At 64.1% G+C, this 26,340-nt stretch carries 21 protein-coding genes; 14 read left to right on the top strand and 7 right to left on the bottom strand.

The genetic code is table 11. The features are described from left to right. From BLT40_RS05230 to BLT40_RS19905, 4 genes are all read right to left on the bottom strand, one after another. Nucleotides 1-267 carry a Txe/YoeB family addiction module toxin gene (locus BLT40_RS05230; protein ID WP_036113167.1) on the bottom strand — a complete coding sequence of 89 codons (267 nt, stop codon included), beginning with the start codon at nucleotides 265-267 and terminating at the stop codon, nucleotides 1-3. Beyond that, nucleotides 267-539, bottom strand: coding sequence for a type II toxin-antitoxin system Phd/YefM family antitoxin (locus BLT40_RS05225; protein ID WP_036113164.1), 273 nt, complete (start codon nucleotides 537-539; stop codon nucleotides 267-269). Before BLT40_RS05225 ends, BLT40_RS05230 begins: the two co-directional genes overlap by 1 nt. 200 nt (nucleotides 540-739) lie before the next feature. Continuing rightward, nucleotides 740-2,302, bottom strand: coding sequence for an SDR family NAD(P)-dependent oxidoreductase (locus tag BLT40_RS05220; RefSeq protein WP_090351952.1), 1,563 nt, complete (start codon nucleotides 2,300-2,302; stop codon nucleotides 740-742). A gap of 80 nt (nucleotides 2,303-2,382) precedes the next feature. After that, the gene (locus BLT40_RS19905) at nucleotides 2,383-2,805 is read right to left on the bottom strand and encodes a P-loop NTPase family protein (RefSeq protein WP_143025837.1); all 423 of its coding nucleotides are present in this window, start codon (nucleotides 2,803-2,805) and stop codon (nucleotides 2,383-2,385) included. A gap of 67 nt (nucleotides 2,806-2,872) precedes the next feature. Here BLT40_RS19905 and cyoA point away from each other — a divergent pair, with 67 nt between their 5' ends. The 7 genes from cyoA to BLT40_RS05185 all read left to right on the top strand — a co-directional run bounded on the left by cyoA (nucleotide 2,873) and on the right by BLT40_RS05185 (nucleotide 11,885). Then, the gene (gene cyoA / locus BLT40_RS05215) at nucleotides 2,873-3,889 is read left to right on the top strand and encodes a ubiquinol oxidase subunit II (RefSeq protein ID WP_090351950.1); all 1,017 of its coding nucleotides are present in this window, start codon (nucleotides 2,873-2,875) and stop codon (nucleotides 3,887-3,889) included. Nucleotides 3,890-3,972: 83 nt separating this feature from the next. After that, complete coding sequence (gene cyoB / locus BLT40_RS05210; protein WP_090351947.1) at nucleotides 3,973-5,973, top strand: cytochrome o ubiquinol oxidase subunit I; 2,001 nt, start codon at nucleotides 3,973-3,975, stop codon at nucleotides 5,971-5,973. Between the two features lie 19 nt (nucleotides 5,974-5,992). Beyond that, on the top strand, nucleotides 5,993-6,619 hold the full coding sequence (gene cyoC, locus BLT40_RS05205; RefSeq protein WP_217699724.1) for a cytochrome o ubiquinol oxidase subunit III: 627 nt from the start codon (nucleotides 5,993-5,995) through the stop codon (nucleotides 6,617-6,619). Next, nucleotides 6,616-6,993 carry a cytochrome o ubiquinol oxidase subunit IV gene (cyoD, locus tag BLT40_RS05200; RefSeq protein ID WP_143025836.1) on the top strand — a complete coding sequence of 126 codons (378 nt, stop codon included), beginning with the start codon at nucleotides 6,616-6,618 and terminating at the stop codon, nucleotides 6,991-6,993. Before cyoC ends, cyoD begins: the two co-directional genes overlap by 4 nt. Nucleotides 6,994-7,207: 214 nt before the next feature. After that, nucleotides 7,208-8,050: a tetratricopeptide repeat protein gene (locus tag BLT40_RS05195; protein WP_139382600.1), complete on the top strand. Its 843-nt coding sequence runs from the start codon at nucleotides 7,208-7,210 to the stop codon at nucleotides 8,048-8,050. A gap of 54 nt (nucleotides 8,051-8,104) precedes the next feature. Then, a complete protein-coding gene (locus BLT40_RS05190; protein ID WP_079519826.1) occupies nucleotides 8,105-9,895 on the top strand; it encodes a peptide-N4-asparagine amidase in 1,791 nt (596 codons plus the stop codon). A 118-nt stretch (nucleotides 9,896-10,013) separates the two neighbouring features. After that, complete coding sequence (locus tag BLT40_RS05185; RefSeq protein WP_090351942.1) at nucleotides 10,014-11,885, top strand: beta-ketoacyl-[acyl-carrier-protein] synthase family protein; 1,872 nt, start codon at nucleotides 10,014-10,016, stop codon at nucleotides 11,883-11,885. Here BLT40_RS05185 and BLT40_RS05180 read toward each other — a convergent pair whose 3' ends face one another. Both BLT40_RS05180 and BLT40_RS05175 read right to left on the bottom strand, forming a co-directional pair. Further along, nucleotides 11,886-13,211: an ATP-binding protein gene (locus BLT40_RS05180; protein WP_090351940.1), complete on the bottom strand. Its 1,326-nt coding sequence runs from the start codon at nucleotides 13,209-13,211 to the stop codon at nucleotides 11,886-11,888. It lies immediately after the preceding gene. Then, nucleotides 13,208-13,933, bottom strand: a complete 726-nt coding sequence (locus tag BLT40_RS05175) for a response regulator transcription factor (RefSeq protein ID WP_090351938.1) — start codon at nucleotides 13,931-13,933, stop codon at nucleotides 13,208-13,210. The genes BLT40_RS05180 and BLT40_RS05175 overlap by 4 nt, the downstream gene beginning before the upstream one ends. Before the next feature lie 185 nt (nucleotides 13,934-14,118). On the opposite strand from BLT40_RS05175, the gene BLT40_RS05170 reads away from it, so the two are divergent. The 4 genes from BLT40_RS05170 to BLT40_RS05155 are packed head-to-tail and all read left to right on the top strand — an operon-like array spanning nucleotide 14,119 to nucleotide 23,115. After that, entirely contained in the window at nucleotides 14,119-15,342 is a 1,224-nt protein-coding gene (locus BLT40_RS05170; RefSeq protein WP_079519834.1) for an MdtA/MuxA family multidrug efflux RND transporter periplasmic adaptor subunit, read from the top strand. Next, complete coding sequence (locus tag BLT40_RS05165) at nucleotides 15,339-18,452, top strand: efflux RND transporter permease subunit (RefSeq protein ID WP_079519836.1); 3,114 nt, start codon at nucleotides 15,339-15,341, stop codon at nucleotides 18,450-18,452. Before BLT40_RS05170 ends, BLT40_RS05165 begins: the two co-directional genes overlap by 4 nt. After that, nucleotides 18,449-21,721 carry an efflux RND transporter permease subunit gene (locus BLT40_RS05160; RefSeq protein WP_090351936.1) on the top strand — a complete coding sequence of 1,091 codons (3,273 nt, stop codon included), beginning with the start codon at nucleotides 18,449-18,451 and terminating at the stop codon, nucleotides 21,719-21,721. Before BLT40_RS05165 ends, BLT40_RS05160 begins: the two co-directional genes overlap by 4 nt. Beyond that, on the top strand, nucleotides 21,718-23,115 hold the full coding sequence (locus tag BLT40_RS05155) for an efflux transporter outer membrane subunit (RefSeq protein WP_090351933.1): 1,398 nt from the start codon (nucleotides 21,718-21,720) through the stop codon (nucleotides 23,113-23,115). Before BLT40_RS05160 ends, BLT40_RS05155 begins: the two co-directional genes overlap by 4 nt. Nucleotides 23,116-23,136: 21 nt before the next feature. On the opposite strand, the gene BLT40_RS05150 is transcribed toward BLT40_RS05155, so the two are convergent. Further along, entirely contained in the window at nucleotides 23,137-23,472 is a 336-nt protein-coding gene (locus BLT40_RS05150) for a hypothetical protein (RefSeq protein ID WP_139382602.1), read from the bottom strand. 465 nt (nucleotides 23,473-23,937) lie between these two features. Here BLT40_RS05150 and pilV point away from each other — a divergent pair, with 465 nt between their 5' ends. The 3 genes from pilV to BLT40_RS05135 are packed head-to-tail and all read left to right on the top strand — an operon-like array spanning nucleotide 23,938 to nucleotide 26,338. Next, a complete protein-coding gene (gene pilV / locus BLT40_RS05145) occupies nucleotides 23,938-24,429 on the top strand; it encodes a type IV pilus modification protein PilV (protein ID WP_176167666.1) in 492 nt (163 codons plus the stop codon). Then, nucleotides 24,426-25,754, top strand: a complete 1,329-nt coding sequence (locus tag BLT40_RS05140) for a PilW family protein (RefSeq protein WP_079519845.1) — start codon at nucleotides 24,426-24,428, stop codon at nucleotides 25,752-25,754. Before pilV ends, BLT40_RS05140 begins: the two co-directional genes overlap by 4 nt. Beyond that, a complete protein-coding gene (locus tag BLT40_RS05135) occupies nucleotides 25,751-26,338 on the top strand; it encodes a pilus assembly PilX family protein (protein ID WP_079519847.1) in 588 nt (195 codons plus the stop codon). Before BLT40_RS05140 ends, BLT40_RS05135 begins: the two co-directional genes overlap by 4 nt. Nucleotides 26,339-26,340: the final 2 nt, after the last annotated feature.

The raw sequence follows: 26,340 nt of genomic DNA, 5'->3' as shown, positions 1-26,340 counted from the left end.
TCAGTGGTCGCCGTAATGGAACTTACAGCTGACGACATCGATGCAAAGGTCATCGAAGGCGTATACGAGACGATCCTTCTTGTTGATTGACCTGGACCAGAAGCCTGCAAGGTCGCCGCTCAACTCATGTGGGTTACCCAGTCCTTCATTGGGCGTTCTCTGCGCATCCTTGATAAGCGAATTAATCTTTTTCAGAGTCTTCTTGTCTTCAGCCCAGTCCTGGTAATCCTTCCAGGCTTCATCCGTGAACTTGACACTTCGCGCCATCAGGCGGTCTCCTGGTGATCCTCTTCAATCAGCTCTCGTTTTTTCGACCTGCCCGCCTTGAACTGGGCGATTGATTTGGCAAGGTGATCGCGGTTTGCTTTGTTACTAAGCAAGTGAATGGTGTCTGCCATCGAGTTGTAGTCAGCGAGAGACATGACTACGGCGTCCTCATGGTCACGACGATGAATGACCGTAATAGAGCAGTCGCTTGCTACGGTATCCAATACGTCCTTGAGGTTGTTACGGGCGTCCGAAAAACTGACCACGCGCATTGGGTTCTCCTGTCCTTCTAAACCTTTCTACGTGTCCTCGGCCCCAACAAAGACTTGTACAGGACCTTGCACATGTTAAGTCTAGACGATAACCCCAGACGTAGCAAGCTTCTGGAGTCTGAATCGCAGGGTCGAATCGTGCTTATTATCAATGAATTACGATTCGTTTTTGAGTTGAATTGAACCCGACTGGCCGCAGGTCACCAGTCCGTCGGGCGGTAGTCCTTCAGGAACTGCCCCCACACATGCTCGCCCGTGTTGATCCCGCTGATGATCGGATCGACGATCCGCGCGGCACCATCGACGATATCCAGCGGCGGATGGAACCGTTCTTCCAGTACCTTCTTCGCCGCGAGACCCGCCGGATCCTCATCCGTCACCCAGCCGGTATCCACGCTATTCATGTGAATACCGTCGTTGTGGTAATCGGTCGCCGAGGTGCGCGTCATCATGTTGAGCGCGGCCTTCGCCATATTCGTATGCGGATGGCGGGTAGTCTTGAAGTTCCGGTAGAACTGCCCCTCCATCGCCGACACGTTGACGATGTGCTTATCGCGTTCCGGCGTGCGCATCATCAGCGGCTTGAGGCGAGCGTTGATGATGAAGGGCGCGATGGCGTTGACCAGCTGCACCTCCAGCAACTCCACCGACGACACTTCCGCCATCAGCAACCGCCACGAATTGCGCTCACGCAGATCGATCTGCTGGAGGTCCTGGTCGAGTCTGCCTTCCGGGAACAGATGGCTCTGGGCCAGCAGCTCTTCGGGCAGCAGCGGAAGTTGGGATAGCTCGGCGGCGCGGGTCAGCCCGGAGAGGCCGCCGTTCCGATCCGCCAGCGCATTCGCCGCCACACCGGCCTCAGGCAGGATGTGGGTGCCGCGCAGGCCTTCGTAATGACCGACCAGCTTGCGTACGTGCTCGGGCGTGTCGTGCAGGGCGGCGCGCTCGCCGTCCATCATGTGCGCATAGAAGTCCGGCGGGCGACGCACGGTCTGGCACGCGTTATTGATGATGAAGTCGAGCCGTGGGCGCGTCGCGACGAGTTCCTGGCAGAAAGCTTCCACGCTGGGCGTGTGGCGCAGGTCGAGGCCATACACCTGCAGGCGATGACCCCACTCGGCAAAGTCCGGCTCTTCGGCATAGCGAGCCGCCGAATCGCGTGGGAAACGCGTAGTCACGATCAGCTCCGCACCGGCGCGCAGCAGCTTGAGGCCCGCCTGATAGCCGATTTTGACACGGCCACCGGTCAGCAACGCGACGCGACCGCGCAGGTCGACCAGCTCGGTGCGCTTGGTGTAATTGAAGGCGGCGCAATCCGGGCAAAGCTGATCGTAGAAGAAATGGATCGACGAGTACTTCTTCTTGCAGACGTAGCAATGTTTCGGCTCGATCGACTCACGCGGCTGCGTGGCATCGACATCGGGTGGGATGTCATTGGCCTCGAAACCCTCGGGCGCGAAGACGTTCGGCGTCGTGAACACCGGCTTCCGGCGCAGCGCGCGGATGCCCGTATTGTTGAGCACCGCATCCTCGGCCTGGATCTTCGACGCGTGCCGGGCTTTCTGGGCCGCTTTCAGCCGGACCCGGCGCTCGGCGGGGTCGGGATGATAGACCTGCGCCACGGCCTGCAACAGGCGCTGACGATCGTCGGCGGGGAGTCCTTCCAGCAGCAGACGGTCGGCGGCAATCGACTCAAGCAGTTGCGCGGCGGCGCGCAAACGCTCCAGCAGCGCGCTGTCGGCCTCACCGGCCGGGGGTGTCATAGTGGTCAAGATCTTGTTCCGTAACGAATAAATACGCGCGAGGTGGCGTGCTTCAGGAGGCATCGCTGGCGGCGGGGCGCCTATTTTGACGGTTTCCGATCCTGTTGTGGGAATTTCGCCGTGAGAATCCCCCGCTCCGCCCTGCGCGTCAGGCTCCATGCACTGTAGAGCTCGTCAATAGCTCGACTTGAAGAAGCAACCACGCGCGGCAGCGCAAGTCCCGAAACGAGCGCCGCGTAGTTTCTGCGTTTGGAAGCACTCGAGAAAGCGATGTAGCTAAGCATCGCCCAGGAGATCCGCTCGCGCATACCTTCCAGGCTACCGACACGGTCACGTTCGAACCATGTTCGTCGAAGGTACCGCCCAAGGCTTCTCACCGTCGACACATCGAGAAGAATCACCCCCGTGGCACGCGCGAAGCGCGATGGCATGCACGAGGAATAGTTACCTTCCATCACCCAGCGGTCCTGCTGAATCGCTTCGCGGTCGCTGTCGACACGCAACCGGGCATCGCAGCCAAAATTGACCCAGGTCAGGATCGATCGGCAATTGCCGCCCTATCGTTCCGCCATGACCCCGAGAACCCCCTTAGCCCACTGGGCCCGTAGTGCACTAGTCGCGGTGCCGCTCATCCTTCTGAGCGGCTGCAAAATGGTGGTGATGGATCCCACCGGCGACATAGCCATACAGGAACGCAACCTCATCCTTGTCGCCACGGGCATGATGCTTCTGGTGATCCTGCCGGTCATGGCACTCACGGTCATCTTCGCGCTGCGCTACCGCAAAGGTCGCAATCCCAAGGCATACGACCCCCACTTCACGCACTCGACCCGGATCGAACTGGTCGTGTGGACTATCCCTCTCCTCATCATCGCCTGCCTTGGCGTCGTCACCTGGACGAGCACGCACCTGCTCGATCCCTTCCGTCCGCTGGACCGGATCTCGGCGACCAAGCCCCTTCCCAAAGACATGAAGCCGCTGGATATCCAGGTCGTGGCCATGGACTGGAAGTGGCTGTTCATCTACCCCGAGCAGGGCATCGCGACGGTGAACGAACTCGAGCTGCCCGTGGATGTGCCGGTGCGCTTCTCGATCACCGCGACCAGCCAGATGAACACGTTCTACGCGCCCACGATGGCCGGCATGATCTACGCCATGCCAGGCATGAAGTCGATGCTGCACGCGGTGCTCAATGAACCGGGCGACACCTGGGGCTACTCCGGCAATTACACCGGCGCAGGCTACTCCGACATGCGTTTCATGCTGCACGGGGTGGATCAGGCGGGCTTCGACGCATGGGTGAGCAAGGTCAGGTCCTCTGGCGAGTCCTTGTCGACCGAACGTTACCTAACGCTCGACGAGCCCAGCGAAAAGGTGCCGGTGATGCACTTCGCCGCCGTCGAGGCCGACATCTTCAACCGGGCGGTCAACCGCTGCGTCAAGCCGGGCACGCCCTGCATCGCCGATGTCATGGCGCTGGACCGCGCCGCCGACCAGGGTCGCTACCAGGCACCCAGGGCCGCCGCCAGCGATGCATCGATGCATGACGACATGCCCCACGACGCCATGCCTCACGGCAGCCCCTGAGCGAAACCTCGCGCCGACACCCTCTTCTTCCTCTCCGCCCCGGCCGCCTCGTGTGGGCCGCGGGCCTGAACCCCGGGCCGACCATGCTAGACCAAGGCTTTCTCAAGGCACCACTCGGGCGGTTATCGCTCGATTCCCTTCCACTCCACGAGCCCATCCTGATCGGTACCTTCATCGGTGTCGCGGTGCTGGGCCTCGTCGTCGTCGCCGCGCTCACCTGGCTCGGCCGATGGGGCTGGCTCTGGCGTGAGTGGCTCACCAGCGTCGATCACAAGAAGATCGGCATCATGTACGTCATCCTCGGCATCATCATGCTGTTGCGCGGGTTTTCCGACGCGCTGATGATGCGCGCCCAGCAGGCGGTCGCCTTTGGCGCCAACCAGGGCTACCTGCCCGCCAGTCACTACGACCAGATCTTCACCGCGCACGGCACGATCATGATCTTCTTCGTGGCGATCCCGCTGGTGGTAGGCATCATTAACTTCGTGATGCCTCTGCAGATCGGCGCGCGCGATGTGGCGTTTCCGTATCTCAACAACCTCAGCTTCTGGCTGACCGCGTCCGGCGCGGTGCTGACGATGATCTCGCTCTTCGTGGGCGAGTTCGCGCGCACCGGCTGGTTGTCGTATGCCCCGCTGGCCGAGTTGCAGTACAGCCCCGACTCCGGTGTCGACTACTACCTGTGGTCCCTTGAGATAGCGGGTGTCGGTACGACGCTGTCCGCGATCAACATGGTGGCGACCATCATCAAGATGCGTGCCCCCGGCATGACCCTGATGAAGATGCCGGTGTTCACCTGGACCGCGCTGTGCAGCAACATCCTGGCGATCGCGATCTTCCCGGCACTCACCGCGGCGTTCTTCCTGCTGATCCTGGATCGCTATGCCGGCACGCAGTTCTTCACGAACGAGCTGGGCGGCAGCCCGATGATGTACTGGAACATGGTCTGGATCTGGGGTCACCCGGAGGTGTACGTCCTGATCCTGCCCGCTTTCGGCATCTACTCCGAGATCACCTCCACGTTCACCGGCAAGCGGCTGTTCGGCTACTCCTCGATGGTCTACGCCACCGTGGTCATCACGCTGCTTTCGTACCTTGTCTGGCTGCACCATTTCTTCACCATGGGCTCCGGCGCATCGGTGAACTCGTTCTTCGGTATCGCGACGATGATCATCGCCATCCCGACCGGCGCCAAGGTGTTCAACTGGCTGTTCACCATGTATCGCGGCGAGATCCGCTTCGAGCTGCCGATGATGTGGGTGGTCGCGTTCATGCTGACCTTCGTGGTCGGTGGCATGACCGGCGTGCTGCTGGCCGTGCCGCCGGCGGACTTCGTGCTGCACAACTCGCTGTTCCTCGTCGCCCACTTCCACAACACGATCATCGGCGGCGTGGTGTTCGGCCTCTTCGCCGGCATGACCTACTGGTTCCCCAAGGCCTTCGGTTTCCGGATGGACGAGTTCTGGGGCAAGGTCGCCTTCTGGGGCTGGGTGGTCGGTTACTGGGTGGCCTGGACGCCGATCTACATCGTCGGCCTGATGGGTGTGCCGCGTCGCGTGCACCACCTGGACGATGTCTCGCTGCGCCCCTACTTCGTCGTCGCGGCCATTGGTGCGGTCATCATCCTGATCGGCATTCTCGGCTTCGTCATGAGCATCGTCATGGGTATCGTGAAGCGCAAGGCACTGGCCGACGTTACCGGCGATCCATGGAACGCCCGCACGCTCGAGTGGTCGACCTCGTCGCCGCCGCCGGCCTATAACTTCGCCTTCCAGCCGGTCGTGCACGACCTCGACGCCTGGCACGACATGAAGGAAAACGGCTATGTCCGCCCGACCACAGGCTTCAATCCGGTGCATATGCCGCGCAACACGGGTGTCGGCATCTATGTGGCCGCATTGAGCCTGACCCTCGGCTTCGGCATGGTCTGGTACATCTGGTGGCTTGCCGCGATCAGCTTCGTCGGCATCGTGCTGGTCTCGATCCTGCACACTTTCAACTATCGCCGCGACTACTTCATTCCCGGGCACGAGATAGCCGTGACGGAAGACGCGCGCACGCGTTCACTGGCCACGGGAGCCTGATATGAGCAGCAACGTAGCCATGCCGAGCCGCCACGACGGTCCCGTAGCCACCCGCACCTGGTTCGTCGCCACGGAAGATCACGCACACGGTGGCGGTGCCACCCTGATCGGATTCTGGATCTATCTGATGAGCGATGCGCTCATCTTCGCCTCGCTGTTCGCGGTGTTCGGCGTGCTCGGCCGCAACTATGCCGGCGGCCCCGGCCCGAAGCAGCTGTTCGACCTGTCGCTGGTCGCTCTCAACACCGGCTTGCTGCTGGCGTCGTCCATCACCTTCGGCATCGCGATGATGGCGATGGAGTCGGATCGCGTGAAGCGGACGATGTTCTGGCTCGTCATCACCGGCTTGCTGGGCCTCGGCTTCCTGTGCGTCGAGATGCACGAGTTCGCCGAACTCGTCGCCCAGGGCGCCACACCCCAGCGCAGTGCCTTCCTCTCGATCTTCTTCACGCTGGTCGGAACCCACGGCGCCCATGTCGCATTCGGTCTGATCTGGCTGGTGACCATGCTGATCCAGATCGGTCAGCGAGGCCTCCACGTCGAGAACCGCCGCCGCATCGTCTGCCTGTCGATGTTCTGGCACTTCCTCGACATCGTCTGGATCGGCGTCTTCACCTTCGTCTACCTGTATGGAGTCATCCGGTGACCACTTCCGCCGCCTCCCATCCCGCCGACCACGGCCACAGCCACGGCAACAAGCAACGTTTCATCACCGGCTCCGCCCTTGCCGTTCTGCTCACCGCGATTCCTTTCTGGCTGGTGATGAGCGGCGGACTGCACAGCGGCAGCGCCACGGCCCTGACGATCTTCGCCTTCGCCATGGTCCAGATCGTCGTCCATGTCGTTTACTTCCTGCATGTGGACACGAAGAGCGAGGGCGGATGGACGCTGATGGCGACCCTCTTCACGGCCATCATCGTCGTTCTGACGATCGTCGGTTCGATCTGGGTGATGTATCACCTGGACGTCAACATGATGCCGATGCCCACAGCGCCGGGCGGCATGGGCGCGACGCACTGAGTGTCCGTCGGGCCGGGGCGGACCGGGAGCGATCGTCGAGATGAACGGAGGGATTTCGTTCGCAAGAAGTTGCTTCGGGGCGTGGCTACACTTCGCCGCACGTCGCTGCGATTGATCTTCGAGCGTGGCGTCCGCACATCCGGAACAGGACGCCTCGCACGAACTTCCCGTCGTGCGGCGACTCAAACCGCCATTCCGCGCTTCGGACACTTACATGAAAAAGACGTTGCTTGCCCTTAGCCTGATGTTTGTCGCCGCAGCCGCCAGCGCCGGCGATTCGCCGAAGGACGTCCAGGCGATGATCGCCCGTGGCGACTTCCCCGCCGCCGAGACGGCGTTGCGCGAGGCGGTTTCGGAACACCCCCAGAGCGCCAAGGCACACTACGTGCTGGCGGAAGTGCTTGCGCACGAAGGCAATATCGGTGAGGCCCGGGCGGAAGCCAACAAGGCCGCCACGCTGGATCCGGCGACCCGTTTCACCGATCCCGCCCGGTTCCAGCAGTTCCAGAGCAAACTCAACCAGGCCATGGCGCCGCCGTCGGCCAGTCGCCCGGCTGCCCGCCAGGCGGCTTACGGCGGTGCCCCGGCGGTGGCACCTCCGAAGGAGGCGTCCTTTCCATGGTCTGGACTTCTGATCGGCGCAGGAGTTATCGCGCTCATCGCCTTCCTGTGGTCTCGCCGCCGCCGTGATGTTGCGCCGCCTTTCGCCGGCGCGCCTTATGGTTCGCCCATGAACGGTGGCCCGGGCCCGGGTTATGGGCCGAACTACGGTTACCCGCCGCAGGCTCCCTCGTCGGGCGCCGGTGCCGCGGTGGCCGCGGGTCTGGGTGGTCTGGCCGCGGGCGCCCTGCTCGACGAGGCGTTCCGTAGCCACGGCTCGGGTGAGACCTCGCGCGAGGCGGGCTTCGCCAATCCACCGCCGCAGCAGGACGCCTCTCCGTCCGGTCAGGCGTATGACGACCTGCGCGACGATCCGATCGACATGGGCAACAACGACAGCTCGTGGGATCAGGGCGATTCGGGCGACAGCGGGAGCTTCGACGATAACCAGTGGTAAAACCTATGCTACGTTTCCCGCGCAGGGGGCAGTTTGTCGCGGGAGAACGGGCGCATGGCTGTCATCGTCGGGGCGGGCCGCAAGGGCCTGTGGGTGGGGTTGTTCGGTTGCATGATGGTAAGCCCGGCGCCCGCTGCATTCGCAGCGACGGCGCCGGGTTTCAATGTCGGTTCCGCTAACGTCGCGGTAGCCGACCCAGCGGTACCGAGGCCACCGGGCAAGGCGTGCACGGTCCAGCTGTTCGAGGGTTTCAGCTTTACCGACTTCTCCAACCACCCTTATACGTATACGCCACCGGTGGGCTGCGGCAAGTCGTGGTCGAAGGTCGTGCTGGAAGCGGATTTCTCCGTCACCGCCGGAAGGCAGTTCGACCGCACCGCGTCCTTGTGGCTCGGCGGTGCGAACCTCTATTTCGGTACCACGCAGGAACCTTCAGCCGCCGTCTCGCCGAGCTGGCACATCGAACGCGATGTCAGCGACTTCGCAAGTCTGCTCGGCAATGTGCAGACGGGTCAGGCGATCCTGGGCAACGTCGTCGACGGAACCTATACCGGTGTGATCAGTGGCTCGGCGCGGCTGGTCTTCTATCCCGCGAACGTACTGGCGCCGAAGGTCGATGCCCCGGATGCGGTATTTCCACTATCGGACGGCACGGCGGGCGGTCCGGTCACCCTGAACACCGGCGCGGACGTGCTATCACGCACGCTGACCTTGCCGACGAACGTCGAGCGCGCCTACCTGGACGTCTTCGCCCAGGGCCAGGGTGGTGACGAGTTCTGGTACTCCTGTGTGCCCGATGCGCTGGCTGAGGAGGCTCAGAGCTGCGGCGGCGGTTCGTACCGCGAGGTGCAGGTATCGATCGACGGAACCGCGGCAGGCGTCGCGCCGGTGTATCCGTGGATCTTCACCGGTGGCATCGATCCGTACATGTGGCGGCCCACGCCAGGCGTGCAGACACTGAATTTCCTGCCCTATCGCGTGGACCTTACACCGTTCGCCGCGTTGCTCAATGACGGCAAGGCGCATGCGGTGGCGATCGGCGTCACGGGAGCCAATGGCTATTTCGCGGTGACGGGCAACCTTTTTGTCTATCTCGATCGCGGTCGCAAGGTTCTCACGGGCAGCGTCACGGCCAATACGTTGCAGGGTCAGCCAGCTGTCGCCGCGGTCGACAACCGGCTGACCGACAACGCCGGAGTCGTCGCGGGCTCGGTGGCCACCCAGGCGTCGCGTCGCTTCCGCACCGCGGGCTATGTCGATACGTCTCACGGCAGGGTCACCACCGATGTGACGCAGACGGTGGCCTTCCGCAACACCCAGACCTTCGCCATCGACCCATCGCGGTATGACCAGCGCATCGATCAGCTGTCGACGGTCGACAGCACGACGAAGACACGGCAGGGTCCGTTCGGCGTTACCGTCACCAGCGAGGCGCATTTCGATTATCCACTGGTCGCCAGTTTCCGTTACACGTTCGACGCGGCCGGCAACGTCGCGACGGCGCCGAGCGCTGTCACGCAGGGCTATTCGAGGCAGTTCACGAAGAAGCTGGGCAGCCTCGTTCTCTATCGCAGCGACGTGGACAACAGCATCGATACCGCGGACACGCTGGTCTTCACGGACGGTGCGGTGACCAGCCACACCGGCCAGCGCAGCACGCAGGTGTTCCGCTTCAAGGACAACCTTGGCAGTTGCTACGGAAGGGATATCGCGACCGCGACAGGCGTACTGACCGCGGCGACGGATGGCGGCGATTGCGCGAAGGGGCGTAACCAGGTGCTGTGGTTCACACACCCGGATGGATCGCCGGATACGTCACGGACGGAAGACCCGGGTCTCTTCTGAACCAGGCTGTGGTGGGAGCCCGCCGTCATTGCGGCTCCCTATCACAGGGATGTGTCGATACGGGTGGCGTCTTCGGATCTATAATGGGGAATTCATCTGTATCGGTACCCGTCCGGGCATGGCTATCCTGAAAACGAATCAAGTCCTCGTCACCGTCGGCACGGCCTGCACCTTGTCGGCCGTCGGTTCGACGGAAACCTATCAGGCCCTCGTCGCCCGGTCGGAAGAATTCCTTCCGCTGGCCGCGTTCGACGCGGGTCTGGTGGAGATCGATCCGGAATCGGCCAGCGCAGCGGACGGCATGCGTTGGGCCGGCGGCGAACACGCAGGTGAACCCGTCACGCTGGACGAACTGAAGCGCCTGCACGGCGACAGTCTCCGCGCCAACAGCGGCATCCGCCATGTGCCCAACGTGCGCGAACTGGCGCCGCGCGTGGTAACCGACATCGCCGCACCGTTGCCGCACGATCTGGAGACCGTCGGACTGCGTCGCCTCGCCGGTCTGCGATACGAGGATATCCGCGCGTCGAAGCTCAAGGACATGCACGGTCTTTTCCAGGATGATCCGTTGCTCAGCCCGTCGTTGCAGGCCCAGCTGTTCGCCTACGGCGCGCTCGGCGCGCTGGCCGGCCTGCCGCGTCCGCTGTCCGAACTGGTCCCCAACCCGTTCGGCTTCCGTGTGGCGTCAGCGACGGCATTCGGCGGTAACGAAGCGCTGGGCCAATGGCTGCGGCCGGATGCGCCGCTGCCCGAAGGCGGCTTTCCGAAGGACACCTTCGCGGTCCGGCTGGCGCACTCGCTGGGTTCGCACGGCCCTGCCCTCGTCTCGACCATGCTGTCGCCGTCGTACAGCATCAGCCGCGTTCTGAAGAACCCGGAACTGCGCGAATCGCTGCGCTCCGACGATGTCGGCTTCATGCGCGTCCCGCAGGCGCCGATGACCGCCGTGGGCGCCTGCGCGTCGAGTCTGGTCGCGCTGGCGGACATCGCGCCGCAACTGCTGTTCGACTACCCCGGTTTTCAGAAGCCGCAGATGGTGCTCCTTACCGCGGCCGACGCCGCGCTGCAGCCACGCTTCGGCATCCTCGAGGCGTTCGGCGGCGGTGCGCTGATGACCGGCGACAAGCTGGCCGCCAAGAACGCCGCGCACGACGACGGCAATGTACGCAGCGTGCACGATTCGCTCGCGCCTTTCGACATCGATGCCGACGGCACCGTGGTCGGCCACGGAGGCTCGGGCCTGCTGGTGACGACCCTGGAGTTCGCCCTCGCCAACCAGCTGGATATTACGTCCATCATCGTCGGCTGGGGCCAGAGTGCGGAAGCCGGTGGCAAGGCGCATTTCGCCGGTGTCGGCTTCGGCGGTGAGAACGCGCTGGTACAGGCGCTCGACATGGCCCATGCCGGCCATGGTTACGGCGTGCACGACTTCCAGTACCTCGCGGCGCACGCGACGGGCACGCGTACCAACTCCAAGACCGACCTCGGCACCGCCTTGGCCGGTCTACGCGGCGCGGCGCAGCGGCAGGGTGTCGAGAGTGATCTGCCCAGGCTCTTCGTGGGCACGCCGAAGGCCGTCGGCGACGGTCACACGATGGGCGAGACCGGCCTGAAGGCGCTGTCTCAGGCATTGCAGTTCGTACTCGGCCGCAAGGCGCCCGGCGTCCCGACACTGCGCCGGCTGGACCCCGATCTGGCCGATGTCGCGGCGCACTTCCATCTGCAGGCCGACCCGTCCGACGGCAACGCGGACGGTGGCGCCATCTGCGCCACGCAGGGTTTCGGCGGCTACAACGGCGCGGTGGCCCTGCGCTCCGCGACACCGGCGACGATCGCGAAATACGAAGGCGATCCGGCTGTACTCGAGGCGTATCTCGCCGCGTGGCCGACGATCCGCGCCGACCGCGAGAAGCGTGAGCGCGTCGCCCGCCGTAGCCCCAGGCTCGCCCTCAACATGGCCGAGACGCACCGCTGGATCGGCCTGGACTGATCACGGGGCGGATGCGACGAGGGGCAGTTCGATCAGCGCGAGCAGCCCCCCTTCCACGCGATTCGACAGCGTCAGGCGGCCGCCGTGCTCCTGCACGATGTCGCTGACGATCGACAGGCCAAGGCCCAGACTGCCCGGTCGCGCGTTACGGGGCGGGTCCAGCCGGACGAAGGGCTCGATCACTTCGGCCAGCTGATGAGCCGGGATGCCGGGGCCGTCGTCCCCAATCGTCACCGCCACCTGGTCGCCGGCGGATGTGGCGATCACATCGATGCGCGAGCCGAACGCGATCGCGTTCTCGAGCAGGTTGCCGACCGCCCGCTGGATCGCATTCGGTTTGCACACGACCGTCAGGGCATCCGGCCCGGTGTAGTGGATCTCGACACCGGCATCCGCGTACTCGTCGCAGATCGTCTGCAGAAGTGCCGCGAGATCGAGCGGCTCGAAGGCTTCCGACGAACTCCGGTTGCCGAGATAGCCGAGTGCGGAGGTCACCATGTCCTGCATCAGGATGGTCTCGCGCGACAGCTTCTGCACCATCTGTGTCGGTTCCGCCGTGTCCAGCTGGAGACGCATGCGGGTCAACGGCGATCGCATGTCGTGACTTATCGCGGCCAACATGCGGGTGCGGTCCTGGATCGAGCGCGTTACGCGCTCCTGCATCAGGTTGAACGCGTGCGCGGCACGCCGGATCTCGAGCGGACCTTCTTCCGCCAGTGGCACGAACGACATCTGTTCACCGAACGTCGTGACCTGGTCGGACAGCCGCCGCAGCGGACGTATGACCAGCCATACCGCCCATGCGGACATGAGAACGACCGCGACACCCAGAAAGACAAGTGCCCCGACCAACGGGAAGGTCAGCCGTCGACGGGTGCCGTTGACGGCATGCGTCCGCACCGCAAGCGTCTGCTCGCCCAGGCCGACAAGGATCTGCACACGGGTCTCGAGCGGCGCATCGCTGCATTCGCGCACGGTGACTTTCCCGCTCGTCGCGGCAAGGTCGTCCTGGAGTACCGCTTCCAGCTCACGCGTGTCTTTGGATAGCGCATCGCACACCGATGCCGCCGTCGCCAGTCTGGCCTCGGTAAGCGGCCAGCGCACGCCGGCCAGCAACGCGGCGCGATCGCGCTCCGGGACGCCACGCAAACCGTCCACCAGACTTTCGATACGAAAGGCGACCGACCACGGCCATGGTGGACGCGGTGGCGCGTTCGGGTAAAGCCACGAAAACAGGGCGAGGGAAAAGAGGAAAGTCACCGTCGACGAACTGGCCGTGATCATCAGAATCTGGCCGACGGTACTGCGGAAGAAGCGGCCGATCATCCGGCGGTCACATCGCGCTGAAATGCATAACCATCCGAACGCATGGTCCGAATGGGATCGTCGAGCGGATCGGTTCCGGCCAGCTTGCGACGCAGCCGACTGATGAGCAGATCCACCGAGCGCGCGGAGATCGGAAAGCCCTGGCCACGGGTCAGGCCGATGAGCTCGTCACGCGAGAGCACCTCGCGCGGATGCTGACACAGCGCGAGCAACAGATCCGTCTCCGTACCTGTCAGCGGAATGCGCACGCCCGCGTCGCTGCGCAGAAAGCGTTTTGCCGGGAAGAAGGTAAAGCCCTGGAAGCGCAGCACCAGGCCATCCGCGCCGCTTGCGGCGACCGTGGGAGCATCGGCCGCCATGGGTCGACGCAGCACGGCACGGATTCGCGCGACCAGTTCACGCAGATCCACCGGCTTGGTCATGTAATCGTCCGCGCCCAGCTCGAGACCGACCACCTTGTCGGTGGACTCACCCAGCGCGGTAAGCATGATGATCCGCGGCGAACCCCTGGCCTGCATGCGCCGGCAGAACGACAGCCCGTCCTCCCCGGGCAGCATGACGTCGAGCAGCATCACCTCGACATCGCCGCGTGCCAGCAGGCGCTCCGCCGCTTCCGCGCTGTCGGCTTCGGAGACGACGAACCCCTTCCCTCGCAGGAAGTCCGCCAGCGGCTGGCGAATACCGGGGTCGTCCTCGACCAGGAGAATGTGCGGAGTGGCCAACGCGCCCTGCCTTTTGCGGTTCGTCGATATTCTGCGGCATCCCCGAGGCGGATAACCAGCGAATGCGGTGTTTGTTTAAATACTGACACACTGTGTAAATGTGTTTTGATATCAACAAGATGCATTGTCGCGACAAGGGTCCGGTGTCACCGTGTCGACCATCCGAATCTCCCTGATGGCCCGCCATGCACCCGCGTACCGAACCGCAATCCTCCTCCACCCCGTCACGCCGTCGCGTCGGCCTTTGGGTATCCGTCGTCGCGGTCGTCCTCCTGATCGCCGCGTTCATCGCGTGGCGGGTGGTGTCGGGTACGGGTGGTAGCGGTCATCAGGGAGGTCCGGGCGCTCAGCAGACGGCGACCTCGGTCGGCGTGGCGACAGCCACCAGGGCCGACATCCCGGTCACGCTGGAGTCCATCGCCACGGTCACATCGCTGGCTACCGCCACCGTGAAGGCGCAGACCAGCGGCTACCTCACCTCCATCGCCTTTCGCGAAGGCCAGACGGTGAAGGCGGGCGACGTACTCGCGCAGGTGGACCCGCGTCCTTACCAGATCGCCCTGGCGCAGTATCAGGGCCAGCTGCAGAAGGATCAGGCCACGCTGGAAAACGCGCGCCTCGATCTGCGGCGCTACCAGCAGCTGATGAAACAGGACTCGACATCGAAGCAGACGGTGGACACCGCCATCGCTTCGGTGCACGAGTACGAAGGCACGGTGCGGACGGATCAGGCTCAGGTCGACACGCAGAAGCTCAACCTGACCTATGCGCGCATCACCTCGCCGATCGACGGCAGGACCGGCTTTCGCCAGGTGGACGTCGGCAACTACGTGACCTCGTCGGACACCGATGGCGTCGTGGTGGTGACCCAGATGGATCCGATCTCGGTCGTGTTCACGCTGCCGGAAGATTCGCTGGCCGCCGTGCTGAAGCCGTCGGCCGACGGTAAGCCGCGGCCGGTGTCCGTCTGGGACCGTACGTTCAGCACGAAGCTGGCCGATGGCACCCTGGATACGATCGACAACGCGGTCGATACGAGCACCGGCACGGTGAAGCTGCGTGCCTTGTTCGCCAATCCCGACGGGCGTCTGTTTCCCAACGAATTCGTCAACGCGTCGCTGCTGGTCGACACTCTGCGCGATGCCGTGACGGTGCCGACGACGGCCGTGCAGACCGGTACACCGGGCACCTATGTCTACGTGCTCAAGAGCGACCGCACGGTATCGCTGCGCAAGATCACGACCGGTCCTTCCGCCGACGGCAACGTCGCCGTGACCTCCGGACTGAACGTGGGCGACGTCGTGGTCGTGGACGGTGCGGATCACCTCAGTGACGGTGCCAGGGTCGTCGTGCCGGACGAGAAGAAGGCGTCGGTCTCCGGTAAGGCAGCCGCCACGGCCGCCCCATGAATCCGTCGCGCATCTTCATCCTGCGGCCGGTGGCGACCACGCTGCTGATGGCCGCCCTGCTCATCGTCGGCCTCGTCGCATGGCGCTCGTTGCCGCTCTCGGCCCTGCCGGCCGTCGAATACGCGACGATCCAGGTACAGACGTTCTATCCCGGTGCCAGTCCAGACGTCATGACCTCGGCGGTCACCGCGCCGCTCGAGCAGCAACTGGGCACGATGTCGGGCCTGAAGCAGATGTCGTCGCGCTCGTCGGCGGGTGCGTCGGTGATCACGCTGCAGTTCGACATGGCCGTGACCCTGGACGTCGCCGAGCAGGAAGTGCAGGCGTCGATCAACGCGGCCAACAGTTTGCTGCCCAGCGACCTGCCCGCACCGCCGGTGTATGCGAAGGTGAATCCCGCCGACGCGCCGATCATGACACTGGCGATCACCTCACCCACCCTGCCCCTGACCCAGGTGCAGACGCTGGCGGATACGCGTATCGCCCAGAAGATCTCCCAGCTTCCCGGCGTGGGCCTGGTGACGCTGAGTGGCGGCAACAAGCCGGCGATCCGCGTGCAGGCGAACATCCGCGCCATGTCCGCTTACGGTCTCAATATCGACGATCTGCGCACCACGCTGGACAACATCAACGTCAACACGCCCAAAGGCAGCATCGACGGCCCCAGACGCGCGTACACGATCGATGCCAACGACCAGATCCAGGATCCGGCCGACTACCTCGAGACGATCATCGCGTACAAGAACGGCCGCCCGGTCAAGCTGAAGGACGTTGCCACGGTCGTGGCCGGCTCGGAGAATGCGGAACTCGGGGCGTGGATGAATACGACGCCCGCCATCATTCTCAACGTTCAGCGCCAGTCCGGCGCGAACGTGATCCAGGTGGTGGACAACATCAAGTCGTCGCTCGCCCAGTGGACCGCCGGACTGCCCTCGTCCGTCCATGTGGCCGTCCTGACGGACCGCACGACCACCATTCGCGCGTCGGTCCAGGACGTGGAGTTCGAGCTGGCGCTGGCGGTGGCGCTCGTCGTCATGGTCATCTTCCTGTTCCTGCGCAATGTCCGCGCCACCATCATCCCGAGCCTGTCCGTGCCGCTGTCCCTGGTAGGCACCTTCGGCGCCATGTACCTGTGGGGCTTCAGCCTCGATAACCTTTCGCTGATGGCGCTGACCATCGCCACTGGATTCGTCGTGGATGACGCGATCGTGGTGATCGAGAACATCAGCCGCTACATCGAACAAGGCATGCGTCCGCTGGATGCCGCGCTGAAGGGCTCGGAAGAGATCGGCTTCACGATCATCTCGCTGACCGTGTCGCTGCTGGCGGTACTGATTCCGCTGTTCTTCATGAGCGATGTCATCGGCCGACTGTTCTACGAGTTCGCCGTGACCCTGGCGGTGACGATCGTCCTGTCCGCCGTGGTGTCGCTGACGCTGGTGCCCATGATGTGTGCGCGGCTGCTTCGTCAGCATCCGGCCGAGCCGAAACAGCTCGACGCCGGAAAGCGACCGGGATGGTTCGATCGCGTGATCCGCGGCTATGACCGCATTCTCACCATGGCGCTCGACCACAAGTGGATCACGCTCGGCGTGGCCGCAGGCTCGGTCGTGCTGACGGTCCTGCTCTACATCGTGGTCCCCAAGGGCTTCTTCCCGAGCCAGGACACCTCGGTGATCCAGGGCATTACGCAGGCATCCCAGTCGATCTCCTATGACGATATGCGCAAGCGTCAGCTGGCGCTGGCCGAGGTGCTGCTGAAGGATCGCGACGTCGTCAGCCTGTCCTCGTTCATCGGCGTGGACGGTACCAACACGACACTGAGTTCGGGCCGTTTCCAGATCAACGTCCTGCCCAAGGATCAGCGCGACGATTCCATCGACGAAATCATCCGCCGCATCCAGAAGGACGCCGCGAAAATCGCCGGCATCACGCTCTACATGCAGCCGGTACAGGATCTGACCGTCGATACCGAGGTCAGCGCCACCCAGTACCAGTTCATCCTGGACAACCCGTCGCTGGACGAACTGTCCACCTGGACGCCGAAGCTGCTCGCCGAGCTGCGCAAGTCCTCCGAACTGGCGGACGTGACGAGCGACTTGCAGGACAACGCCCTCGCGGCCACGGTCGTGGTCGACCGCGCCACCGCCGCGCGTTTCGGCATCACGCTGGCGACCATCGACAACGCCCTCTACGACAACTTCGGCCAGCGCATCGTCAGCACCGTGTTCACCCAGTCGAGTCAGATGCGGGTGATCCTCGAAATGGATCCGACGCTCGGGCGCGGCCTGAAGACGCTCGATTCCATCTATCTGTCTTCGGCCACCGCCACGACGGGCCAGGTCCCGCTGAGCTCGATCGCAAAAGTCGTGGTGACACATAAGCCGAACCAGATCGGCCACCTCGCACAGTTCCCTGCCACCACCGTATCGTTCAACCTGGCGCCCGGCGCGTCGCTGGGCGCGGCGGTCGACGCCGTGAATCAGGCGCGTAAGACCGTCGGCCTGCCCGGGAGCTTCGGTGTGAACTTCCAGGGCGCGACCGATGCGTTTCAGTCGTCGCTGTCCAACGAACTGTATCTGGTGCTGGCCGCGGTCCTGGTCATGTACGTGGTGCTGGGCGTGTTGTACGAGAGCTTCATCCATCCGCTCACCATTTTGTCGACGCTGCCGTCGGCGGGTATCGGAGCGCTGCTGGCCATGGAGATCAGCGGGTCCGGGCTCGATATCATCGGCATCATCGGTATCGTCCTGCTGATCGGTATCGTGAAGAAGAACGCGATCATGATGATCGACTTCGCACTGGCCGCCGAACGCGAGGAAGGCCTCAGCCCACGCGAGGCCATTCACAAAGCCTGCCTGCTGCGCCTGCGCCCGATCCTGATGACGACGATGGCCGCGCTCATCTCGGCCGTGCCACTCGCTCTGGGCCATGGCAGCGGTTCCGAGCTGCGCCATCCGCTCGGCGTGGCGATGATCGGGGGCCTGCTGGTCAGCCAGCTGCTGACGCTGTTCACCACACCGGCGGTGTATCTGGTGCTGGACCTTGCCGCGCAGCGGTTCCGTCACCATCGCGCCGGCCTGCCCGGTCACGAGGCAAGCCAATCGTGAACCTCAGCGCGATCTTCATCCGGCGCCCGGTCGCGACCATCCTGCTGACCGCGGCCATCGCCGTGGCCGGTGTCCTGGCTTTCCGTCTGCTGCCGGTGGCACCGCTGCCCAACGTCGACTTCCCGACCATCCGCGTGCAGGCGCAGATGGCCGGAGCCAGTTCGGACACCATGGCGTCGACCGTGGCGGCACCGTTGGAACGTCGGCTGGGCCAGATCGCGGACGTGACGGAGATGACGTCGCAGAGCAGCCTGGGCTCGTCGAACATCACGCTGCAGTTCGGTCTGGACCGCGATATCGAAGGCGCGGCACGCGACGTGGAGGCGGCGATCAATGGGGCCCGCGCGGATCTGCCCGCCAGTCTCAAGGCCAACCCGACCTACCGGAAGTTCAATCCGGCGGATGCGCCGATCATGATTCTGTCGATGACCTCGGACAAGCTGACTACCGGCCAACTTTACGATCAGGCCTCGAACATTCTCGAGCAGCGTCTGCTCCAGGTGCAGGGCGTCGGCAATGTCGACCTCAACGGCGGTTCATTGCCGGCCGTACGCGTGGAAATCAATCCCGGCAAGGTGTTCAAGTACGGCATCGGTCTGGAAGACGTGCGTGCCGCGTTGTCCGCCGCCAATGCCGACAGCGCCAAGGGCGTGGTCAACGAGGGCAATCTCCGTTACCAGCTCTACGCCAACGACCAGGTCTCCGAGGCCAGCGACTATCGCGATCTGATCGTCGCCTGGCGCAACCAGCGACCTGTCTACCTCAAGGACATCGCCGAGATCGACGATTCGGTGGAAAGCCTGCGCAACGTCGGCATGGTCAATGGCAAGCAGGGCATCATGCTGTTTATCTTCAAACAGCCCGGCGGCAATATCGTCAACACGGTGGACGGTATCCGCAAGGTGCTGCCGCAGCTGGAGGCCGCCCTCCCCGCCGGCACGCATATGACGATCGCCGCGGATCGCAGCAGCACCATCCGCGCCTCGCTGTCGCATACTGAAGAAACGCTTGTCGTCGCCGTGGTCCTGGTAGTCCTGGTCGTGCTGGTCTTCCTGCGCGAGTGGCGAGCCACGTTGATTCCCGCCGTGGCGGTGCCCGTGTCGATCCTCGGGACGTTCGCGATCATGCGTCTTTGCGGATTCACGCTGGACAATCTGTCGCTGATGGCCCTGACGATCGCCACGGGTTTCGTGGTCGACGATGCCATCGTCGTCCTGGAAAACATCACGCGGCACCGCGAGGCGGGTATGCCTCGCGTCGAGGCGGCCCTGACCGGTGCCAGAGAGGTCGGCTTTACCGTGCTGTCGATGAGCGTATCGCTGATCGCGGTTTTCCTGCCTATCGTGCTGCTGGGCGATATCGTGGGACGGCTGTTCCGTGAGTTCGCGCTGGTGCTGTCCGTCGCCATCGGTATATCGCTCGTGCTGGCCTTGTCGACCACTCCGATGATGTGCGCGCTGTTGCTGAAGGACGAAACGACGCCGAAGCGGCCGGGCCGCGTCAGTCGCTTCATCGAACGACGCATTCAGGCGGTTCACGACCTTTATGCGCGAACGCTCGGCATCGCGCTGAGGCACCCGCTGGCGGTAATACTTACCTTCTTTCTGACCATCGGCGCCACCGTCGTGCTTTTCACGATCATTCCGAAAACCCTGTTCCCTCAGCAGGACACCGGACTGATGATAGGCGGCATCAACGCCGACGAAAGTACGTCGTTCCAGTCGATGCGCACCAAGCTCACCGAAGCGCAGGCCATCGTGCAGGCGGATCCGGCCGTGCAGACGGTGGTCGGGTTCACCGGCGGCCGCGGTACCAGCACGGCCAACGTCATTGTCGCGCTGAAGCCGCTCGAGGAGCGGACGGCATCGGCGGCACAGGTCATCGCCCGGCTGCGCCCGAAGCTGGCGAACATTCCCGGTGCCCGGCTGATGATGTTCCCGATGCAGGACCTGTCCGCCGGTGGCCGACAGAGCTTCGCGCAGTTCCAGTACACGCTGCAGTCCGATGACAGTGCGCTGCTGAGTGTCTGGTCGAACAAGCTGCTCGACGCACTGAAGTCCAACAAGATGCTCGCCGATGTGAACTCCGACCAGCAGACCGGCGGCCTCGAGACCCGGGTCGTGCTGGACCGCCCGACCATCGCGCGGCTCGGCCTGACACCCGACATCATCGACGCGACGCTTTACGACGCTTACGGCGAGCGTACGGTGTCGACGATCTACAAGGCTCAGAACCAGTACCACGTCGTCATGGAACTCGCGCCGCGGTACCTGCAGGATCCCGAGACGATCAAGGGCATCTACGTCGGCACGTCGGGCGAAGCCGCCAGCGGCACGTCGTCGACCAATGCCACGTCGAACACCACCAGTGCGGCGAGTACATCCGCAACGTCCACGTCCTCCGCGGCGACCAACGCCGCGACCAACTCGATCGCGACGAGCGGCGGAAGCGCCTCCAGCGGCTCCGCGGTCAGCACGACGGCCGGCACCATGATTCCGCTCTCCTCGTTCGCCACGCTGGCCACCGGCAATACGCCTGTGCAGGTGAGCCACCAGGGCCAGGCCGTCGCGACCACGCTTTCGTTCAACCTGGCGCCGGGCTATGGACTGGCGGATGCGACCAGGGCCATCGAGCAGGCCACGCAGGCCATTCGCATGCCTGTGTCGGTGCGTGGGTCGTTCGGCGGCACGGCAGGCAAGTCGCAGTCGATCATCGCCACGATGCCGCTGCTGATCGGTGCCGCGCTGCTTGCCGTCTATGCGGTTCTGGGCATCCTCTACGAGAGCTACGTCCATCCGCTGACGATCCTGTCGACGTTGCCGTCCGCCGGTGCCGGTGCCGTACTGGCCCTCTTGCTGACCGGTACCGAATTCAGTGTCATCGCGCTGATCGGTGTGTTCCTGCTCATCGGCATCGTCAAGAAGAACGCGATCATGATGGTCGACTTCGCCCTTGAAGCCGAACGCAACGAAGGCCTCGAACCGCTCCAGGCGATCGAGCGTGCCTGTCTGCTGCGCTTCCGTCCCATCCTGATGACGACCTGCGCCGCCCTGCTCGGTGCCTTACCTCTCGTGCTCGATCACGGCATGGGCGCGGAGCTGCGCCGCCCGCTCGGCATCTCGATCATCGGCGGCCTCGTCGTCAGCCAGCTGCTCACGCTGTACACGACGCCCGTCGTCTACCTCTACCTCGACCGCTTCCGCCATCGCTCGCTGGGCTTCTGGCACCGGGCGTTCCCCGGCGCGGCCCTGCCGGATACCCGTCCATGAACCGACTGACCCCCATCTTCCTCGTTGCAGCGATCAGCACCGCCCTCGGCGCCTGCGCCGTCGGGCCGAATTACGAACGCCCGTCGGCACCGGCGCCGACCGCGTTCAGGGAGGCGCCGGCCGGATGGCAGGCGGCGCAACCGAAGGACGCGGCGCAGCGCGGTCCCTGGTGGAGCGTCTATGGCGATCCCTTGCTCGATCGGCTCGTGTCCCGTGTCGCCATCGACAATCAGAACCTGAAAGCCTACGAAGCCGCGTATCGCGAGGCCGTGGCCGTCGTGGGCGAAGCGCGCGCCGGCTTGTCGCCCACGGTGGATCTCGCGCCGACCGCCAGCCGCCAGCACAGTGCGCGCAGCAACAGCACCACCCGCGCGGCGACCGCATCGGGCACGTGGGAGCCCGATCTGTGGGGTAAGGCCCGTCGGCAGATCGAGAGCGACACGGCCTCCGCGCAGGCAAGCGCGGCTGAACTGGCCGATCTCACCCTCTCCGCGCAGGCGGAGCTGGTCACCGATTATTTCGAACTGCGCTATCAGGACTCGCTCATCGTGCTCTACCAGCGCACGGTGAATGCCTATGAGCGCAGCCAGCGCATCGCGCAGAACCAGTACGACGCGGGCACCGTGGCACGTTCGGATGTGATCACCGCACAGACCACTCTCGCCACGGCCCGCGCGTCACTCGTCGGCGCGGAGCGCCTGCGTGACCAGTACGAACATGCGATCGCGCTGCTGGTCGGCAAAGCGCCGGCCGAGCTGACCATTCCGGCGGCCACGCTGGACACGCCTCTACCCGAGGTCGCCGGTGTGCTGCCTTCCGCACTGCTCGAGCGCCGGCCGGATATCGCGGAAGCGGAGCGCAGGATGCAGCAGCAGAGCGCCCAGGTCGGTGTCGCGCAGGCGGCGTATTACCCGACCATCGACCTGTCGGCGGAAGCCGGATACTCGGGTCTGGGCAAGCTCCTGTCCGCCCCGAATGAGCTCTGGTCGCTGGCAGGAACGGCGACGGAGACCCTCTTCGACGGTGGCCAGCGCAGATCCACGGTCGAAGCCGCGCGCGCGGCCTACGACCAGAGTGTCGCCAGTTACCGGCACACCGTGCTCGCCGCCTTTCAGGACGTCGAGGACGAGTTGTCCAACCTGCGCGTGCTCGCGCAGCAGTCGGTCGCGCAGGATGAGGCACTGCGCCTCGCACGGCAGGCCGAAACGATCGCGACCAATGAATACCAGGCGGGCACCGTCGACTACACCACGGTCGTGACGGCCCAGGCCACCGCGCTCTCAGCCGAACAGAGCAGCCTTCAGATCACCGAGCAGCGCCTTGTGGCGACGGCGAGCCTGATCCGCGCCCTCGGTGGTGGCTGGTCGACGGCGGACATGGCCAAGGCGCCCTGAGGTCGAAGAATGTCCCGCGGGTCAGAGCCACACCGATACGTTCGAGGTATTGCCCGCACGAATATCGTATGAGCAGCGAAACGTAAACTTACGCGTGCCGCCCGATCCGTCGCGAAGATGCCCTCCGCCTGCGATGTCGGTCCTGCTTTCCGTAGCGGGCGATGCGTGCGCCTCGTCGACCTCGACCTGACTGGCCATGGCGTTGCGCGACCGCACCTCGCGATTCACGGCATCGCCGCAGGCGCCGATGGCGACATCGTCCGTCGCGCGGTGCTCGCGGGCCTCGGTGAATGACGACTGTGCCCAGCCCACGACCGGCACGACCGCGGCGATGCCCATCCACAGGAATATACGCACGAGCCCCTCCTTCGGCACCAAGGCCGAGGTGTTGTCCGGGTTCGATCTTTTGCCCGCACCGGTGCAGCCGCGGTGAAATCCAGGTCGTTGCCGCAGGAAGCCGCCCTTCCGGCAGGAAATCGCAACCTGTCGTGGCATTTCACGATGCTGATGAGATTTTTCGTGAGAGCGCGACGGATCGAACACGCGGTGACGGAAATCTCGCGAATATCGAATCATCTCGCGGACGCAAAAAAACGCGCTATAGCATTTGCATATTCGCACCGTGTTTTTAGCTGTTTCATGCATGGTCTCATTCACTAGATTGCGCGCATCGCACCATCACGGAATGCGGACTACGCGTATGCAGTGGCGGCAAAAGGTCACACCTCGTTGCCACTCCATCATTGCGAAGCTAGCATTTCCCCGATTTATTTCGATTTAAATGCAAGGGGAAGTATGGCTTCGCCAGGACATGTCAGGGGCGTGTCTTTGATCGAGGTGCTGATGGCGGTGCTGGTTTTCAGTGTCGGACTCATCGGACTATCGAGCCTTCTGATCACATCGTTCCGGTCTAATCAGGTCGGTTACCAGCGCACTCAGGCCGAATTTCTCGCGATGAGCATGGCCGATCGCATGCGTGCGAATCCGCTTGGCGTCTGGTCCGGAAGCTACAACTCCGCGTCCTATCCCCTCTCGGTCACACAGACATGCAATAAGGCCAGCGCATGTCCGCCGGCTAAAATCGCGCTGCGCGACCAGTCGATGTGGAGCACGCAGCTCACCACCTTCCTTCCCAACGCCACGGCATCCATCGCGTGTACGAACGGCGCGACGGCGAATGCCACGCAGCTGCTGGTCCGCCCACCCTATGCGGGCAACTGTGTGATGCGTATCAACTGGACTGAGCGCGCGGCCGGCGACAGCTCCCATCAGGACGCCGGTACACGGACTTACGTGTGGAATTTTCAGCCATGACCGCGATCTCGCCCCTGCGCGCGCACACGTCGCGAGGGCTCTCCCTTATCGAACTGATGGTCGCGCTCGCGCTCGGGCTGCTGGTCGCGGTCGGTATCGTCAATGTCTTCCTCGTTACGTCGCAGAGCAGCCTGGTGCAGACCCAGCTCGCGAAACTGCAGGAAGAAGGTCGTTTCGCGATGACCGCCCTGACGACGGACCTGCGCATGACCAACGCCCAGTACTGCAACAACATGGGCGGGCAGTCATCCACCCTGTCGAACGGCGTGATGTCCCTCGACCGCTACCTCCGGGCACCTCAGGTGCTGGTGTCCGGCGCCACCCTGCAATCCGCACTGCATGACGACACGACCACGTGGGCGTCGACCAGCGGCAGCAATACCTACCCCGCCTCGCCGACCGCCGCCTTCGCAATGCCTCCGTTCCTTTCCCTGCGCGGCTACGACTGCACGGTGAGCACGTGTACGCCGGGAGACCCGTCGACCTCGGGCGACACCTCGCCTCTCCCCGCTCAGGGCACGGAGGTCGGCAAGCGGGTGCTGGGAAGCAGCGTAATTACGCTGCGCTACCTCGACGGCTCACGCGGGTGGGCGCTCGACGGCAACCACAGCACGATGAACCTCAGCGGCAGGACCGTCACCAGTTTCACCATCGCGCCGCAGACCGGCGAGCCGCCGCTGTCCGATTACACGGCGGGCGATCTGGCCATGCTGTCCGATTGCAACGCGTCTCAGATCTTCGCGGTAACGGCCTCCGGCGCGACTTTCACACCAGCTGCCAGTAACTACGCATCCGTGACACAGCCCTCGGGCGTGATGCCCAGGCTCTTCGATTTCAACCGTGACTTCGTCACGGTCAGCTACTACCTGCAGGTTGTCGACGACAATAACGGGCATACGACGGGCGCGCTGATGAAGCGGGTGAACGGTGTCAGCGCGGAGGTCGTGCGCGGCGTCGAACGTCTCGATTTCCTGTATGGCGTCATGGACGCCTCGGGAAACACCAGCTATCAGACGGCCGCCCAGATCGACAGCGCCACGTCGTGCGCGTCGTCGACGGTCACGCTCACCGGCACGGATCCCGGCTGCCTGTGGCGTTCGGTCCAGGACATCGAGGTGCACATACTGATGGACGGCCAGGTCGCCCAGTACGGGCTCTCCTCCACCGACCTCCAGTACCAGTACTACGGCGACAGTGCGGTCACCGGACTCGCGGCGCCGGACAACAGCGCCCGCGCCGTGATGCCCAGCCAGCAGGGTTTCGACAATCACATGCTTCGACGTGAATTCTCGGCGCTCGTCGCGGTCAGGAACTACAACCCATGAAGCGGCAACGCGGTGCGGTACTGGTCCTGGCCATGATCTTCCTCCTGTTGCTGACGATCGTCGCCATCAGCACGTCCGGACGCTCGCTCCTTCAGGAGCGCATGGCGGGCGCGCTGCGCAACGCGCAACAGGCCGAGTGGTCCGCGGAAAACGCTTTACGCGGTGTCGAATGGAACCTGTTCAGTGGCGCAGGCGGGATCGCCTGCTACAACTCCAGCAACCCCGCGACGATCAGTCCGAAGGTCTCGGCCTTCCGCCAGTCCTCGATCTGGCTTACCGACGGCGCGACCGAATACAAGGGAGCGGGCGTCAGCATCGATTACACGACCGCGTCATCCGACGCGGCGTTGTCGACGGCTGTCATGGCCCGGAATCCCTGGTACATCGTCGAATACCTCGGTCAGGACCTCTCGCCCAACAACGCCACCAGTGCGGCGAAGGAAGCGGGCTCCAGCGGAACCGCGACCGCCAGGTTTTACCTGTACCGGATCACGGCGCGTGCCACCGGTGGCAGCCCGAACACGATCCGTGTCGTCGAAAGTATTTTCGTCACACCCAACCTCGTCGCCTGCACGCTGAGCTGAAG

Origin of the sequence: Dyella sp. 333MFSha (genome assembly GCF_900102405.1) — a bacterium.
GTDB classification, from domain to species: Bacteria; Pseudomonadota; Gammaproteobacteria; order Xanthomonadales; family Rhodanobacteraceae; genus Luteibacter; species Luteibacter mycovicinus.
Note: the sequence above shows the minus strand (reverse complement) of the source record. Positions and strands in the feature narration are given on the sequence as shown.